The sequence below is a fragment of the Citrobacter arsenatis genome (assembly GCF_004353845.1).
GTDB lineage: Bacteria > Pseudomonadota > Gammaproteobacteria > Enterobacterales > Enterobacteriaceae > Citrobacter > Citrobacter arsenatis.
Genome location: NZ_CP037864.1, coordinates 3613240 through 3628550 on the forward strand (window position 1 = coordinate 3613240; position 15311 = coordinate 3628550).

General features: G+C 54.1%; 15 protein-coding genes and 2 pseudogenes. 5 read left to right on the plus strand and 12 right to left on the minus strand.

Annotated features, from left to right (window positions below; translation table 11 throughout):
- Positions 1 to 17 precede the first annotated feature (17 nt).
- From truA to pdxB, 3 genes are all read right to left on the minus strand, one after another.
- Positions 18 to 830: a tRNA pseudouridine(38-40) synthase TruA gene (gene truA, locus E1B03_RS18560; protein ID WP_133086717.1), complete on the minus strand. Its 813-nt coding sequence runs from the start codon at positions 828 to 830 to the stop codon at positions 18 to 20.
- Positions 830 to 1843, minus strand: a complete 1014-nt coding sequence (locus tag E1B03_RS18565) for an aspartate-semialdehyde dehydrogenase (protein WP_008785360.1) — start codon at positions 1841 to 1843, stop codon at positions 830 to 832. Before E1B03_RS18565 ends, truA begins: the two co-directional genes overlap by 1 nt.
- 67 nt (positions 1844 to 1910) lie before the next feature.
- Positions 1911 to 3047 (minus strand): 4-phosphoerythronate dehydrogenase PdxB, encoded by a 1137-nt coding sequence (gene pdxB, locus E1B03_RS18570; RefSeq protein ID WP_133086718.1) that lies wholly within the window; start codon positions 3045 to 3047, stop codon positions 1911 to 1913.
- Between the two features lie 108 nt (positions 3048 to 3155).
- Between pdxB and flk the strand changes: the two genes are divergently transcribed.
- The gene (gene flk, locus E1B03_RS18575; RefSeq protein WP_103770558.1) at positions 3156 to 4157 is read left to right on the plus strand and encodes a flagella biosynthesis regulator Flk; all 1002 of its coding nucleotides are present in this window, start codon (positions 3156 to 3158) and stop codon (positions 4155 to 4157) included.
- Here flk and E1B03_RS18580 read toward each other — a convergent pair.
- Complete coding sequence (locus tag E1B03_RS18580) at positions 4154 to 5332, minus strand: MFS transporter (RefSeq protein WP_133086719.1); 1179 nt, start codon at positions 5330 to 5332, stop codon at positions 4154 to 4156. The genes flk and E1B03_RS18580 overlap by 4 nt on opposite strands.
- A gap of 245 nt (positions 5333 to 5577) precedes the next feature.
- Positions 5578 to 5805 (minus strand): annotated as a pseudogene (locus E1B03_RS26770) (hypothetical protein); the annotation flags it as partial.
- A 17-nt stretch (positions 5806 to 5822) separates the two neighbouring features.
- On the opposite strand from E1B03_RS26770, the gene E1B03_RS18590 reads away from it, so the two are divergent.
- From E1B03_RS18590 to E1B03_RS18600, 3 genes and pseudogenes are all read left to right on the plus strand, one after another.
- Positions 5823 to 6065 (plus strand): helix-turn-helix domain-containing protein, encoded by a 243-nt coding sequence (locus tag E1B03_RS18590; protein WP_103770335.1) that lies wholly within the window; start codon positions 5823 to 5825, stop codon positions 6063 to 6065.
- Between the two features lie 163 nt (positions 6066 to 6228).
- Positions 6229 to 6598: pseudogene (locus E1B03_RS18595) on the plus strand (CHAP domain-containing protein).
- Entirely contained in the window at positions 6598 to 7116 is a 519-nt protein-coding gene (locus E1B03_RS18600; protein ID WP_103770334.1) for a YqhG/Tai3 family protein, read from the plus strand. The pseudogene E1B03_RS18595 and the gene E1B03_RS18600 overlap by 1 nt, the downstream one beginning before the upstream one ends.
- A 50-nt stretch (positions 7117 to 7166) precedes the next feature.
- On the opposite strand, the gene fabB is transcribed toward E1B03_RS18600, so the two are convergent.
- On the minus strand, positions 7167 to 8381 hold the full coding sequence (fabB, locus tag E1B03_RS18605; protein WP_003028160.1) for a beta-ketoacyl-ACP synthase I: 1215 nt from the start codon (positions 8379 to 8381) through the stop codon (positions 7167 to 7169).
- 159 nt (positions 8382 to 8540) lie between these two features.
- Here fabB and mnmC point away from each other — a divergent pair, with 159 nt between their 5' ends.
- Entirely contained in the window at positions 8541 to 10541 is a 2001-nt protein-coding gene (mnmC, locus tag E1B03_RS18610) for a bifunctional tRNA (5-methylaminomethyl-2-thiouridine)(34)-methyltransferase MnmC2/FAD-dependent 5-carboxymethylaminomethyl-2-thiouridine(34) oxidoreductase MnmC1 (RefSeq protein WP_207949455.1), read from the plus strand.
- A 219-nt stretch (positions 10542 to 10760) separates the two neighbouring features.
- Here the strand turns inward: mnmC and E1B03_RS18615 are convergent, their stop codons facing one another.
- The 6 genes from E1B03_RS18615 to prmB are packed head-to-tail and all read right to left on the minus strand — an operon-like array spanning position 10761 to position 15311.
- Complete coding sequence (locus tag E1B03_RS18615; RefSeq protein WP_003028163.1) at positions 10761 to 11036, minus strand: YfcL family protein; 276 nt, start codon at positions 11034 to 11036, stop codon at positions 10761 to 10763.
- 32 nt (positions 11037 to 11068) lie between these two features.
- Entirely contained in the window at positions 11069 to 11617 is a 549-nt protein-coding gene (locus tag E1B03_RS18620) for an elongation factor P hydroxylase (RefSeq protein WP_016153873.1), read from the minus strand.
- The gene (locus E1B03_RS18625) at positions 11617 to 12426 is read right to left on the minus strand and encodes a sulfite exporter TauE/SafE family protein (RefSeq protein WP_016153874.1); all 810 of its coding nucleotides are present in this window, start codon (positions 12424 to 12426) and stop codon (positions 11617 to 11619) included. The genes E1B03_RS18620 and E1B03_RS18625 overlap by 1 nt, the downstream gene beginning before the upstream one ends.
- The gene (gene mepA / locus E1B03_RS18630) at positions 12426 to 13250 is read right to left on the minus strand and encodes a penicillin-insensitive murein endopeptidase (RefSeq protein ID WP_016153875.1); all 825 of its coding nucleotides are present in this window, start codon (positions 13248 to 13250) and stop codon (positions 12426 to 12428) included. Before mepA ends, E1B03_RS18625 begins: the two co-directional genes overlap by 1 nt.
- Positions 13251 to 13253: 3 nt before the next feature.
- Positions 13254 to 14339, minus strand: a complete 1086-nt coding sequence (aroC, locus tag E1B03_RS18635; protein WP_103770332.1) for a chorismate synthase — start codon at positions 14337 to 14339, stop codon at positions 13254 to 13256.
- Positions 14340 to 14378: 39 nt separating this feature from the next.
- Positions 14379 to 15311, minus strand: coding sequence for a 50S ribosomal protein L3 N(5)-glutamine methyltransferase (gene prmB, locus E1B03_RS18640; RefSeq protein ID WP_103770331.1), 933 nt, complete (start codon positions 15309 to 15311; stop codon positions 14379 to 14381).

Here is a 15311-nt window from a genome sequence, read left to right on the forward strand (position 1 = left end):
CCTTTATACGACTCAAATTAGTCCGCCAGAAATAGCGGGCCCATTGGCGGTTTTGGCAGGTCGAACCGGTCCGGGTAATCTACCGCCACCAGATACAGTCCTTCCGCTTTCGCCGTTGCCGCTGCCAGCGTTCTGTCCTTCGCCGCTAACAGTTCTGCTATCCAGCTCTCCGGCTGGTTGTGGGCGCCTACTTCCAACAGGCTACCGACAATATTCCTGACCATATGATGTACAAAGGCATTCGCTTTAATATCCACCACCACATATGCACCGAAACGTTCGACGTTAATGTGCATCACGTTTCGCCACGGCGTGCGCGACTGGCACTGCACCGCCCGAAACGAGGTAAAATCATTTTCGCCAATCAGACACTGGGCCGCACGATGCATACGCTCAGCGTCCAGCGGTTCATAGTAATGGGTGACCCCTTTACCCAAAACCGCAGGGCGCAACCGATGATTGTAGATGATGTAGCGATAACGGCGAGCCGTGGCGCTAAATCGGGCATGAAAATCATCGGGTACAGCTTTCACCCAGCGTACGGCGATGTCACCAGGTAAATTCGCATTTACCCCCAGTGTCCAGGCCGCATCTTTGCGCAGGGCGGTCGTTTCAAAGTGTACGACCTGTCCTGTGCCATGAACGCCTGCATCCGTGCGTCCCGCACAAAAGACATTGATGCGTTCATTCGCCACCTGAGAGAGCGCTTTTTCCAGTTTTTCCTGAACGCTACGCACTTCGTTCTGGCGCTGCCAGCCATAATATTTGCTGCCGTCATACTCAATGCCCAGCGCAATTTTATGGGTTGACGGCTGTTGCTGGTCAGACATTAGTACAGGTACTCCTGCACCAGTTTTTCCGCAATTTTCACCGCCATTAACGCGCCGCCAAAGCGCACATTGTCAGCCACAGACCAGAACTGAACCTGCTCCGGCATTCCGTAATCGTTATGCACACAGCCAATTGAAAGGTGCGGAGTTCCTGACGCATCGCCAACCTGAGTCGGGAAATCGGTCTCTTCCGATAACACCACGTCTTCACCGCGTGAAAACGCGTCACGTGCTTCTTCCGCAGCCAACGGACGCAGGGCTTCAAAATTCACCATCTGCGCGTGGCCATAAAACACGGGCGACTGCACAATGCTGGCGGAGATGAGCAGGCCGTCATCCTGCATAATTTTACGCACTTCATCGACAATACGGCGCTCTTCCCGCACGCTACCTTCACGATCTGGCAGCAGCGGCAGCATATTGAACGCCAACTGACGACCAAAGAAATCATCTTCGTCAATCGGGATGCCGTTAAGCAATTTCGCGCTCTGTCCGGCCAGCGCATCGACGGCTTTTTTGCCGTGAGCAGATGCCGAAATAATATTGGTCACCGTAATACGTGACAGCCCGCCGTCATCAATCAGCGGCTTCAGCGCAGACAGCAGTTGGCTGGTCAAGCTGTTAGGGACCGCAATCACATTACGGTTGCGGTAATCCGCCAGCACGAACGGGTTAACGTCCGGTACCACCAGCGGAACGTCCGGCTCAAGCGCGAACAGGCCGCTGCTGTCGATAACCAGGCACCCGGCATTGGTCGCTTCTTCTACCCATGCGGCGGTGGCTTCAGCCCCTGCAACGAAAAATGCTAACTGCGCCTGCGTCCAGTCAAAGTCTGCAACGTCCTGCACAATGACCGATTTACCGTTAAAACGCAGATGCTCACCGGCGCTTTCATTACGCGCCAGCGCATAAATTTCACCGACCGGGAACTGGCGTTCCGCCAGCGTATCGAGCAGGGCTTCGCCTACGGCGCCCGTTGCGCCCAGAATGGCAATATTCCAGCCTTCAGACATGGTGATTTACTCCAGAGATACGTAAGCGTCCCTGTCGCATTATTCGACAGGGAGCATTAAGAAGACATTAATGTGCCGGGTGGTGAACAGCGTTAAAACCCAGCTTACACAGCAAGGCTGCTGCCGTTGCGTCGTCACACATCACGTATAAAGACGACCATTCACGGCGCTCAAGATAATTTTTACGCAGTTTATCAAACTCACCCGGAATTCCAGCGACTTTACGCAGTGGCGCATCATCGCGGCGCACATCATACACTAAATGCACCAGCCTTTTCAGCGTTGGCTGATCTAACGGGCCATGCAGGGTGATACGACCAAATTCCGGTGCAGGTAACAGGGTATTGAGCGCAATGTGCTGTTCGCGACCAATAAACTTGCTATAGGCTTCAAAGACCTGCGTGGTGCCGCGCGCTTTTCCTTCCAGGGTATACCCGGCAATGTGCGCCGTGCCAATATCGGCTTTCTCCAGCAATGCCACATTGAGATCCGGCTCCCCTTCCCAGACATCCAGCACCACGCTCAGTGCTTGCCCGGCATTAAGTCGGTTCAGCAATGCCGTATTGTCGATAACCGGCCCACGGCAGGCGTTGATCAGAATGGTGCCCGGCTTGAGTCGGCTAATCAGCGCGTCATCCGCCAGATGCAGCGTTTTGTACGGTCCGTCCTTGAACAGCGGCGTATGAAAAGTCAATACATCGGCTTGCTCTACCAGCTCGTCCAGCGAGCGGAAATCCCCCTCATCACCGCGATCGGCTCGCGGCGGATCGCATAACAGCGTGCGGATCCCCAACGCTTCCAGGCGCGCCTGCAAACGCCCCCCCACATTGCCCACGCCCACGATACCCACGGTACGATCGCGTAACGCAAACCCGTCGCGCTCTGCCAGCATCAGTAACGCTGAAAACACATATTCTACGACCGCAATCGCGTTACAGCCGGGTGCAGCGGAAAAACCGATCCCCGACTGCGCAAGCCAGGCTTCATCTACATGGTCCGTGCCTGCGGTTGCCGTCCCGACAAATTTAACCGGTTTTCCGCCAAGCAGTGATTCATTTACTTTCGTCACCGAGCGCACCATTAAGGCTTCGGCATCATCCAGTTCGGCAACGGGAATCGGGCGACCGGGAACTGCTTTGACCTCCCCCAAACGACTGAACAGTTCGCGGGCATAGGGCATATTTTCATCAACGAGGATTTTCACGTCTTTCGCACCTGTTTGAGAACGAGAGTTAACCGGGCAAGTGTGCCATAATCTCGCCGCCAGGCATACTGCGAGACCTGGTCAGCATAGATTTAAGGAACAGAGATGATGCAGCCCATTTCAGGTACGCCCGCTCGCCCTCCCGGCGAAGGCCAAAATGCCCCTTCCGTGGCGGGAGAACAACCGTTATCCACGCAGCAACGTACCGTGCTGGAGCGACTGATTACCCGTTTGATTTCGCTCACCCAACAGCAAAGCGCCGAGGTGTGGGCCGGAATGAAGCACGATTTGGGCGTCAAAAGTGATACGCCATTGCAGTCACGTCACTTTCCTGCCGCTGAGCAAAACCTGAACCAACGGCTGGGGGTTGCTCAGCAAAATCATGCTAATCGTCAGGTGCTGTCGCAGCTTACTGAATTATTGAGTCAGGGAAATAACCGCCAGGCAGTCAGTGATTTTATCCGTCAGCAGTATGGGCAAACGGCGCTCAGCCAGCTCACGCCTGAGCAATTAAAGAACGTGCTCACGCTGCTGCAGCAAGGGCAACTTTCGATACCGCAACCACAGCAGCGCCCGGCCACCGATCGTCCGTTGTTACCCGCAGAGCACAATACGCTGAACCAGTTGGTTACCAAACTGGCGGCGGCCACGGGTGAATCCGGGAAGATGATCTGGCAGTCGATGCTGGAGCTGTCTGGCGTAAAAAGCGGTGAGCTGATCCCTGCCAAACAGTTTACGCACCTGGTCACTTGGCTGCAGGCGCGCCAAACGCTCAGTCTGCAAAGTGCCCCAACGCTACAAACGCTCCAGGCGGCGCTGAAGCTACCCTTAGAGCCGAATGAGCTGACGGCAATAAAAGAGTACGCGCAGCAGACGTATCAGATCCAACCGCAATCGATTCTGACCACGGTGCAGGTGCTGGATTTGCTCAATCAAATCTTCCTGCGCCGCGTGGAACGAGAACGCGAGCTCAGCGATCCGCGTCATCTTCAGCCTATTTACAGCCCGTTCGCACCGATGATTGAAACGGTTAAATCTCTGTCGGCACGACCGGGACTGCTGTTTGTTGCGTTGATGATTGCGTTAGCCATTTTCTGGCTGGTCGCTTAACCTTTTCGCAGCGTAAGCAGCGTCACGACAATCCCCACCACGGCGGAGATCGCCCCGGCAAGGAATACCGAGGGATATCCGTACGCGGTGGCCAGCACCCCGGCGACCGGGCCGCTTATGCCGTAGGAGATATCCTGAAACGCAGCGTACCCCCCCAGCGCCGTACCGCGAACCTGCGCGGGCACTCGCTTCACTACTTCGACGCCCAATGCCGGGAAGATAAGCGAACACCCGGCCCCGGTTAATGCTGCCCCGAGCAGCGCAATCCAGGCCGATGGGGCCTGCCACAGCAAAATCAGCCCCGCAGTTTCAACCAGCAAAGAGACAACGGCAACCTTCACGCCACCGAACCGGTCCGGCATCCAGCCAAACAGAATGCGCATCAGCACAAACGCCCCGCCAAATGCGGTCAGGGTGAATCCCGCCATCGTCCAGCCGTTGCTGACAAAATAGAGCGAAATAAATGTACCGATCACTGCAAAGCCAACGCCCTGCAGCGCCAGGCCCAGGCCCGGTTTCCAGATAAGCCCTACCACACTCCATAACGAAGGTCGTTCTCCTGCATGCGCAGGCACTTTGCGCACGGTGCCGTTGAAGGCCCATGCCAGCAGCGGTAATACCATTGTGGTTGCCGCCAGCTCCGCGAAGCCAAAGTGGCTGTGGATCAACAGACCCAGCGGCGCACCGGCAGCCAGCGCGCCATAAATCGCCATCCCATTCCACGACATCACCTTACCCGAGCGCGTTGGGCCAACCAGCCCAAGTCCCCAGGTCAGCGTTCCTGTAAGTAGTTGGCTTTCGCCAAAACCGAGGATCAAACGTCCGACGATTAATAATGCAAATTTTACGGGGACAGAGACAGGCAATAACGCGGCTAAAAGCCACGCTGCGCCCGCCAGCCCACAGGCAAACATCCCCTGTAGCGCAGAACGTTTAGCACCATATTGATCGGCTAAGCGCCCGGCGTAGCCGCGCGTTAATACCGTTGCCAGAAACTGTACACCTACGGCGATACCGACCATGGTATTGCCATAGCCCAGCTCCTGATGCACAAACAGAGGAATGACGGGCAACGGCAGACCGACCGTCATGTAGGTCAGGAAAACCGCAAAAGCGATGCGAAACAGCGAAAAGTTCGCCGACGGTGTTTTTTCTTGTTGGGTTACAGCTGTCATGCGTTACTCCAAAATGCAGAGTAAGGCGAGGAATGTCCACGCCCCCTCTACCTGACTTTCAGGATTAAGGTGCGTTGGATAACGTTAAACGCTTACGCATTATCAAGAGGATAATGTTGAAGCTGGAGTCTGCCTGCGAGTGACCCTGGCTGTCAACTGTGAAAGCATAGCTGTGTGTTTCAAAGCGGTGACTTCTCAACGAACAAAAAGGGAAATACCGCATCAATGCCTTTCGCTCTGAACCTCCGTACATCTGGTGCGCTTCCAGGAACCCCCGGTAATTCAAGACACTCCTTTACCGTGAACCACTCTTTTACCATCAGTTTCTTTCCTTTCTGCTGATGAAATAAAAATATTTTTTCTTTTTCGCGAAAATTCAAATTAATTCTGGCAATATTCCTACAACAAAAAGAAAGTAACGTTCTTTTTCTTTCTAATTTACAACCTGAAAAATATCGGCGCCGAGAACACATTTTCTTAGGATTACAGAATGGAACACAAAAGCCAAGACTGGCATCGTGCAGATATTAAAAGTGCACTGGAAAAAAGAGGTATTACGCTCAGAGAATTGTCTCGTTTGGCGGGCTTGTCTCCTGATTTGCTACGAAATGCATTTACCCGCAGCTGGCCCCGAGCAGAACAGATCATCGCACAGGCGCTGGAAACCACGCCGGACGTGATTTGGCCGTCACGCTATCTCTCGAAATCAGCAAAAAACGGTTATAAAGAATAATTATCAATTATAAATACATTACCCATAATTTACTCAACGGATTAATTAATACCTTAATCATATATATTCTCGATATTAATAGCACTATCGGCCATTCCCGTCAGATTAAATTCTGTTAAAGCAATACACGAACTTATTACATATTCTCTTAACAGGAGTCATTATGAGCTGGGATAAAACAGCAGCAACAAATTATGCAAAATCACATGCAGGCGGGCATTCTCAGAATGCGTTGCGCAGAATTTACCCGTAAAGCTATTCAGGCCGGTGGTATCAATCTTGGGAATACCTACCATGCTAAAGATTATGGACCACTGTTAAAAAACGCAGGATTAAGCCCTATCGGCACATATGAACAGCCCAGAGCAGGAGATGTCGTCGTCATTCAACCTTATGAGGGAGGAAACCCAAGCGGTCATATGGCGATCTTTGACGGTCAGGAGTGGTACTCCGATTTTAGACAACGTGATATGTGGGCGGGGCCTGGCTATCGTGCGGCAAAACCTTCATACACAATTTACAGGAAGCAGTAATGAAAGCGTTCTCATTGATTGCTATGGTTTTGTTACTTTGTAGCTGTTCTTCATCACGCAGTGACAGCGCTCAGGATGTTAAACAGTTCTATCTCGCGTGGATGTCCGCATACACACAATATCGGGATACGTCCGCACTCATGCAACGCTATGTGGCGAAAGACGTTATCGATCGTCTGGCGCTGATTGACAGCCTTTACGAGCAGGAAATAATAAATTCTGACTACTTTATGTACGTGCAGGATTACGACCCTGAATGGATCCCACAGTTACAGATTGGAGCGGCTCAGCCCTTTCTCGGTGGCGAAAAGGTGGAGGTACAATTAGGTGGACCGACTGGCGAAGCGCCCATGCAACTGGAAGTGTATACGCGTTGGGAAGAGGGTCGCTGGAAAATTTATCGCGTGCGGGAGCTGGGCAATCAATTTGAACAGCCAATCTACAGCGCCGGTGATATTACACAAGCCAAAGCGTGGTCAGCTGAAATCGCGCCGGAATACGAAAAGATGAATAAATAAAAAAGGGAGCCATCAGGCTCCCCTTTGCATCTCATTTTGCAGACTTACGCTTACAGCTTACGCATAACCAGCGTAGCGTTGGTGCCGCCAAAGCCGAAGCTGTTGGACATCACGGTGGTCAGCGCCTGCTCGGTCGGTTTGGTTACGATGTTCAGACCAGCCGCCTGCTCATCCAGCTCTTCAATATTGATGCTTGGCGCGATAAAACCGTGTTCCAGCATCAGCAGAGAGTAGATGGCTTCCTGCACGCCAGCCGCACCCAGTGAGTGACCGGTCATCGCTTTGGTTGCCGAGATTGCCGGGCTGTTGTCGCCAAACACTTCACGAATTGCGCCCAGCTCTTTCACGTCGCCTACCGGAGTAGAGGTACCGTGGGAGTTCAGGTAGTCGATCGGGGTGTCTACGCCGTGCATCGCCATCTGCATGCAGCGTACTGCGCCTTCGCCAGACGGAGCAACCATGTCTGCGCCATCAGACGTTGCGCCGTAACCGACGATTTCCGCATAGATGTGTGCGCCACGGGCCAGAGCGTGTTCCAGTTCTTCAACCACGACCATACCGCCGCCGCCGGCAATAACGAAACCATCGCGGTTTGCGTCATAGGTACGGGAAGCTTTGGACGGATCGTCGTTATATTTGGTAGACAGCGCGCCCATTGCGTCGAATTCGCACGCCATTTCCCAGCACAGCTCTTCGCCACCGCCAGCAAACACGATGTCCTGTTTGCCCAGCTGAATTTGTTCTACCGCGTTGCCGATGCAGTGCGCAGATGTCGCACAGGCAGAGCTGATGGAGTAGTTTACGCCGTGAATTTTGAACGGCGTTGCGAGGCAGGCAGAAACGCCGGACGCCATCGCTTTGGTGACCACATACGGGCCAACCGCTTTCAGGCCACGCGGGCTACGCATTGCGTCAGCGCCGAACACCTGAAAACGCGGGGAGCCGCCGCCGGAACCTGCAATCAGGCCAACGCGCGGGTTGTTCTGGTAATCTTCTGCAGCAAGGCCAGCATCTGCCACAGCCTGCTCCATTGAAAGGAATGCATAGATGGATGCGTCGCTCATGAAGCGCACTACTTTGCGGTCAATGAGGCCAGTGGTATCCAGTTTTACGTTGCCCCAAACGTGGCTACGCATGCCGGAGTCCTTCAGCTCCTGAGAGAAAGTGATCCCTGAACGTCCTTCACGCAGAGATGCCAGGACTTCCTGCTGGTTATTACCGATGCTGGAAACGATGCCCAAGCCAGTAATCACTGCACGTTTCATTCAATACCTCTGTAAGTCGCACTATTTTAAAGTTTCGAGTGGCACAATAGCGTACACTTGTACGCCGAACAAGTCCGATCAGCCATTTTATGTGGAAATTTGCGCAGCCAGGCACTCATCGCTAAGATCGGGGCACAGCCTGCCAGACGAGTAACTTACGTGAAACAATACGCTATACAACCTGCCAACCTTGAATTCAACGCTGAGGGTACACCTGTTTCCCGAGATTTTGACGATGTCTATTTTTCTAATGATAACGGGCTGGAAGAGACACGTTACGTCTTTCTCGGCGGTAACCATCTCCCACAGCGATTCCCTGCGCACTCACGCCCTCTCTTCGTGGTGGCAGAAAGCGGGTTTGGCACCGGACTTAACTTCCTCACGCTCTGGCAGGCATTTGCCGAATTTCGCGATACTCACCCAGATGTTACTCTGGAAAGATTACATTTCATCAGTTTCGAAAAATATCCGCTAACACGTGAAGATCTCACATTAGCCCACCAACACTGGCCGGAGCTTGCCCCATGGGCCACAGCGTTACAGGCGCAGTGGCCGCTGCCGCTGGCGGGATGCCATCGTCTTCTTCTTGATGATGGGCGCGTCACGCTGGATCTGTGGTTTGGCGATATTAACGAACTGACCAGCAAACTCGATGATTCCCTGAATCAAAAAGTGGACGCCTGGTTCCTGGACGGTTTCGCACCGGCGAAAAATCCGGATATGTGGACGCCAACGCTGTTTAACGCGATGGCCCGACTGGCTCGTCCCGGCGGGACATTAGCGACCTTCACATCGGCAGGCTTTGTGCGTCGGGGGTTGCTGGAAGCCGGGTTTACAATGCAAAAATGCAAAGGCTTTGGCCGCAAGCGCGAAATGCTCTGTGGCGTTATGGAACAGACTCAGTCGTTCCCGTCCTCAGCGCCTTGGTTTGCGCGTACGGGAACAGATAAACGCGAAGCCGCCATTATTGGCGGGGGGATTGCCAGCGCATTGCTGTCGCTGGCGTTACTGCGTCGCGGCTGGCAGGTCACGCTGTATTGCGCAGACGATAAACCCGCCGGGGGCGCATCCGGTAATCGCCAGGGCGCGCTCTATCCGCTACTCAGCAAGCATGACGCGGCCATTAATCTCTTTTTCCCCACCGCGTTTACCTTCGCTCGTCGATTGTATGACGCCCTCCCCGTTGAGTTCGCGCATGACTGGTGCGGCGTGACGCAGCTGGCGTGGGATGAGAAAAGCCAGCAAAAAATCACCCAGATGCTGTCCCTGGAACTGCCCGATACGCTCGCCGTCGGAGTTGACGCACAGCAGGTTTTACAAACGACAGGCGTGGAAACCGGGTGCGGTGGAATTCAGTATCCCACCGGAGGATGGTTGTATCCGGCGCAATTAACCGCTGCCGTACTGGACTATGCCGTAACGCTTGGGTTACGCACCCGCTACCAACATACGCTGACCTCACTGGCACGCCACACCGCAGGCTGGCAATTGCAGTTTGCCAGTGGTGAAACCGCCACTCACGCCGCAGTCGTTCTGGCTAACGGTCATCGCATTAACAGCGTTGAGCAAACGCAGTCGCTACCGGTGTACTCCGTAGGCGGTCAGGTGAGTCATATTCCTACCACACCTGCGCTTTCAGCGCTGCGTCAGGTGCTGTGCTATGACGGCTACCTCACGCCACACAACCCGCAAAACCAGCAGCACTGCATTGGTGCCAGTTATCATCGAGGGAGTGAAGAGACAGCGTTTCGCGAGGACGATCAGCAGCAAAACCGTCAACGATTGATCGACTGCTTGCCGAACGCTGCGTGGGTAAAAGAGGTCGACGTTAGTGATAATGCCGCCCGCTGTGGGGTGCGCTGCGCCACGCGCGATCACATGCCGATGGTCGGCAACGTCGCGGACTATGACGCCACGCTCAGTCAGTATGCCACTCTTGCCGAAAACAAAGAGCACGCCGTAAACGCCCCGGTGTATTGCGATTTATTTATGCTGGGTGCGTTGGGCTCGCGCGGGCTGTGTACCGCCCCGTTATGTGCAGAAATTCTGGCATCACAAATGAGCGATGAACCCATCCCTATGGATGCCAGCACGCTGGCGGCGCTGACCCCGAATCGTCTGTGGGTAAGGAAGCTATTGAAGGGCAAAGCGGTAAAATAAGATACCACCTCATCAATGCCTGATGCGCGGTGCTTATCAGGCCTACAAACCAAATCTGAATCGTCTGTGGGTAAGGAAGCTATTGAAGGGCAAAACGGTGAAATAAGATACCACCTGATCAATGCCTGATGCGCGGCGCTTATCAGGCCTACAACCCCCGTCCACGTAGGCCGGATAAGACGCCTTCGCGTCGCCATCCGGCACAATCCACTGCAATTATTATTGCGTTGCCTTTTGAAATAAAGTGTCCCACATCTCTTTCACTAACGCCTGGTCACGCGGCGAGAGTTCGCCTGCGCTGATGGCTTTTTCCAGGCTGCTGGTCACATTGGCGTACAATGCCTCAGCGGAATGGTCCTCACCAGCGTCCAGTTCGGCTACGGCCAGCGTCAGGTGCCCACGCAAATAGCCACTGGCAAACAACTCATCATCGCTGGCGTGCTCTACCATATCGTCGATTAATGCCAGAATGCGTGATTCAAACTCCGCGATCATCTTCTTTCCTCATTGTAAACGTGGCAGCGGCTTCAGTTGAGCGCTTCGGGCCACGGGAATTGTTCCGCCTTAAGTTCAGGCGTGTGATAATAATTCTGTAACGCGTTAATGAAACGCGCCGGACGTTCGGGGATCCCCTTCTCCAGATACTCCATCACCTGAGCATGAACACGGCGCTGGAATACCACGCGATCCGGCTCGAAGTCCCCTTCCAGGTTGTCGCAACTGACGTTAAACGGATAGCCCGCCGCCATGCAAAACAGCCAGTCAAACGCCTGCGGCTTCACTTCCACATCTTCAAACTGACATTGTGTCTTTGCGTCGCGCCCGTCCGGGCAGTACCAGTAACCGAAATCGACCAGTTCACGACGCGCCTTACCGGCGATGCACCAGTGTGAAATTTCGTGTAACGCGCTAGCGTAATAACCATGCGCAAAGACGATACGGTGATACGGTAATTCCGCATCAGCAGGAAGATAGATCGGTTCGTCGTCACCTTTAATCAGACGGGTATTAAATTCATCGGCAAAGCAGCCGTTAAAAATCTCAATTAACTGTTCGTAGTGATGGGTATTATTCATTAGTTCATCCCCAGCCAGTGGAGAATCTCCTGTCCATGATTATCATAAAGTAGCTTGGCGCTCATCACGGCGGAGACAATGACGATCATTGGCCGAATGAGTTTTTGTCCTTTACTGAGCACCAACCGCGAGCCCATCCGTGCGCCAATAAACTGGCCAATGAGCATCACAAATCCGGTCGCCCAAATCACTTTGCCGCCGAGGGCAAACAGCAACAGCCCACCGATATTCGATGTGGCATTTAATACTTTGGCGTGGGCCGTCGATTTCGCCAGGTTATAGCCGCATAACATGACAAAGGCCAGCGCGTAGAACGACCCCGCCGCTGGACCAAAAAAGCCATCGTAAAAGCCGACACAGCCACCGGCCACCAGCGCGAAAGGCAATCCGTGCAGTCGACGCTGCCGGTCCTCTTCCCCCACTTTTGGCATTAACAGAAAGTAGAGACCAATACAGATAACCAGTACCGGCAGGATCTGGCGCAGAATATCTGACTGCACATGCTGAACCAACAGCGCGCCGCTCATTGAACCGATAAAGGTCATGAAGATATTGAGCTTCTGATCCGCCAGGTTAACCACGCCCCGGCGAATAAAATAGAGGGAGGAAGAGATAGATCCCCCACAGGCCTGCAGCTTATTGGTAGCCAGCGCTTGCGCGGGTGGCATCCCGGCAGCCATCAATGCCGGGATGGTGAGTAAACCACCACCTCCGGCCAGAGAATCAATAAAACCTGCCAGCATCGCTACAAAAAAAAGCACGCCTAACAGCAGTGGCGACACCATAAACAGAGAGGCAAAATGATCCATTAGAGTACATGCTCGTCCAGTAGCGCCTGGCAGGAAGGCGGCAACGGCGGCGGTGTCTTCTTCTCAGGCTTGGTGGTTCCAGGTTTTGGAGGTTCGAACCAGCTTTGCAGCTCCGCGCCGCAGCCGTCACCCGGTGGCGGTAACGGTTGATCTTCGCACTCAAGACTGTCGGCAGGACAACGTAGCCGTACGTGCATATGCGCACGATGCTGGAACCATGGCCGCACTTTACGCAACCAGTCCCTGTCGGTTCCTGCATCCAGACAAAGCTGCTGCTTAATCGCCGGATTCACGAAAATACGCGTGACTTCATTATCTTTTGCCGCCAGCCTGATAAGACTGAAGATCTCCGGTTTCCACAGTGACGGCACGACACGCTTGCCATCTTGTGAGACCAGATCTAACGCCTGAGGCCGCAGCAGTTGCGACTGGGTCCAGCGCGTTTTCGGCAACTGCAGGAAAATATCCACATCCAGTCCCGTCTGGTGGCTGGCGTGGCCGCCATTGAATCGCCCACCGGCCGGCATGCCCATATCGCCGATTAACACCGTGCCCAGCCCCAGATTATTAGCCTGATTACTCAGACGTTGGATAAACATCACCAGGTCCGGGTGGCCAAAGTAACGGCGCTGATCGGTGCGCATTACCTGATAGTGTTCTGACTGTACAGGCAGCGTATCTGCGCCAACAATACAGCCATTGGAAAACGCGCCGATAGACTGTGCGCTACCTGCCACCGGATGGGTAATTTTCTGCCAGGGCGTCGCCGCCAGACAGGCAGTGCTGGCAAACAGAGCCAGCGCCGCAAGTGCCGTTTTTTTCATCTCTTACCAGCGTGGAATATCGGTCTTCACATCCGCATTTTGCGCCCGCTGACGCAGCAGGTGATCCATCAATACGATCGCCAGCATCGCCTCAGCGATCGGCACCGCGCGGATCCCAACGCACGGATCGTGACGACCTTTAGTGATCATGTCGACTTCTTCACCGAAGCGGTTAATGGTGCGCCCTGGAACGGTAATACTGGACGTCGGTTTCAGCGCCATATGAGCAATGATTTGTTGCCCGCTGCTGATCCCACCAAGAATGCCGCCCGCATGGTTACTCTGGAAACCTTCTTTGGTGATTTCATCACGGTTCTGGCTGCCACGCAGCGCAACAACGTCAAATCCGTCGCCAATCTCAACGCCCTTAACGGCGTTAATGCTCATCAGCGCATGAGCGATGTCGGCATCCAGGCGGTCGAAGACAGGTTCGCCGAGACCCGCAGGTACGCCGCCTGCAACAACGGTCACCTTCGCTCCGATGGAATCGCCCTCTTTCTTCAACCCACGCATCAGTTCGTCCAGCGCTTCGAGTTTACTCGGGTCCGGACAAAAGAACGGGTTCAGCTCCACCTGGGACCAGTCTTTGATCTCCAGCGGAATATCCCCCATCTGCGTCAGGCAGCCGCGAATTTCAACGCCGAATTTTTCTGCCAGATACTTTTTGGCAATTGCTCCGGCCGCCACGCGCATCGCCGTTTCACGTGCGGATGAACGCCCGCCGCCACGGTAGTCGCGCAGGCCATATTTCTGCTCATAGGTATAGTCGGCGTGTCCTGGACGAAAAACGTCCTTAATCGCGCCGTAATCCTGTGAACGCTGATCGGTATTTTCGATCAGCAGGCCAATGCTGGTGCCGGTGGTAACGCCCTCGAACACGCCGGAGAGGATTTTCACCTGATCCGGCTCACGACGCTGCGTAGTGTAGCGCGATGTGCCCGGACGGCGTCTGTCGAGATCGTGCTGCAGGTCAGCTTCTGTCAGAGAAATGCCCGGCGGAACACCATCAACAATACAACCGAGCGCCAGCCCGTGTGATTCGCCGAAAGTGGTTACGCGAAAGAGTTGCCCAATTGTGTTTCCTGCCATCACGGCTCCGTTATGAGTGTTGTGTATGTGCGCGTGTCGTTAGTCTTTATAAATGCTGAAGTGCTCGCGAGCAGCAACTAACTGCTCTTTGGTCAGCATGAATACGCCGTCACCGCCGTTGTCGAACTCCAGCCAGGTGAACGGTACATCCGGATACTGCTCTATCAGATGTACCATGCTGTTTCCGACTTCACAAATTAGAATACCGTTATCTGACAGGTAGTCAGGAGCGTTCCCCAGAATGCGGCGGGTGAGTTTTAGCCCATCGCTACCGGATGCGAGGCCCAGCTCAGGTTCATGACGATATTCGTTTGGCAGATCGGACATATCTTCCGCATCGACATACGGCGGGTTGGTCACAATCAGGTCATACTGGACTTTCAGCAGATCGCGGAACAGATCGGAACGAATCGGCGTGACGTGATGGATCAGGCCGTGCTCTTCAATATTATGTTCAGTCACCGCCAGCGCGTCGGTAGAAATGTCCACCGCATCGACTTCGGCTTCCGGGAAGGCATAGGCGCAGGCAATGGCAATACAACCGCTGCCGGTACACATATCGAGGATATGCTGCGGCTGTTCATTAACAAGACCCGCAAAGCGATTATTGATAAGCTCGCCAATCGGTGAACGCGGAACCAGTACGCGTTCATCAACATAAAACTCATGCCCGCAGAACCAGGCTTTGTTGGTCAGGTAAGCAACCGGAATGCGCTCGTTGACGCGGCGAATCACGCGTTCAACAATACGATGGCGCTCGCTGGAAGTCAGACGCGCGGTACGCATATCTTCTGGAATATCCAGCGGCAGATAAAGTGACGGCAGCACCAGCTGTACAGCCTCGTCCCATGGGTTATCCGTGCCATGGCCATACCAGATGTTCGCCGCGCTAAAACGGCTGACCGCCCAACGCAACATGTCCTGAATGGTATGCAGTTCACTCACTGCTTCATCGACGAAAATTTTATCCAC

Excerpts from the sequence above, each read along its gene's own strand:
- truA (WP_133086717.1), bottom strand. The coding sequence starts at position 830 with ATGTCTGACCAGCAACAGCCGTCAACCCATAAAATTGCGCTGGGCATT.
- E1B03_RS18565 (WP_008785360.1), bottom strand. The coding sequence starts at position 1,843 with ATGTCTGAAGGCTGGAATATTGCCATTCTGGGCGCAACGGGCGCCGTA.
- flk (WP_103770558.1), top strand. The coding sequence starts at position 3,156 with ATGCAGCCCATTTCAGGTACGCCCGCTCGCCCTCCCGGCGAAGGCCAA.
- E1B03_RS18580 (WP_133086719.1), bottom strand. The coding sequence starts at position 5,332 with ATGACAGCTGTAACCCAACAAGAAAAAACACCGTCGGCGAACTTTTCG.
- E1B03_RS18590 (WP_103770335.1), top strand. The coding sequence starts at position 5,823 with ATGGAACACAAAAGCCAAGACTGGCATCGTGCAGATATTAAAAGTGCA.
- E1B03_RS18600 (WP_103770334.1), top strand. The coding sequence starts at position 6,598 with ATGAAAGCGTTCTCATTGATTGCTATGGTTTTGTTACTTTGTAGCTGT.
- fabB (WP_003028160.1), bottom strand. The coding sequence starts at position 8,381 with ATGAAACGTGCAGTGATTACTGGCTTGGGCATCGTTTCCAGCATCGGT.
- E1B03_RS18615 (WP_003028163.1), bottom strand. The coding sequence starts at position 11,036 with ATGATCGCGGAGTTTGAATCACGCATTCTGGCATTAATCGACGATATG.
- E1B03_RS18620 (WP_016153873.1), bottom strand. The coding sequence starts at position 11,617 with ATGAATAATACCCATCACTACGAACAGTTAATTGAGATTTTTAACGGC.
- E1B03_RS18625 (WP_016153874.1), bottom strand. The coding sequence starts at position 12,426 with ATGGATCATTTTGCCTCTCTGTTTATGGTGTCGCCACTGCTGTTAGGC.
- mepA (WP_016153875.1), bottom strand. The coding sequence starts at position 13,250 with ATGAAAAAAACGGCACTTGCGGCGCTGGCTCTGTTTGCCAGCACTGCC.
- aroC (WP_103770332.1), bottom strand. The coding sequence starts at position 14,339 with ATGGCAGGAAACACAATTGGGCAACTCTTTCGCGTAACCACTTTCGGC.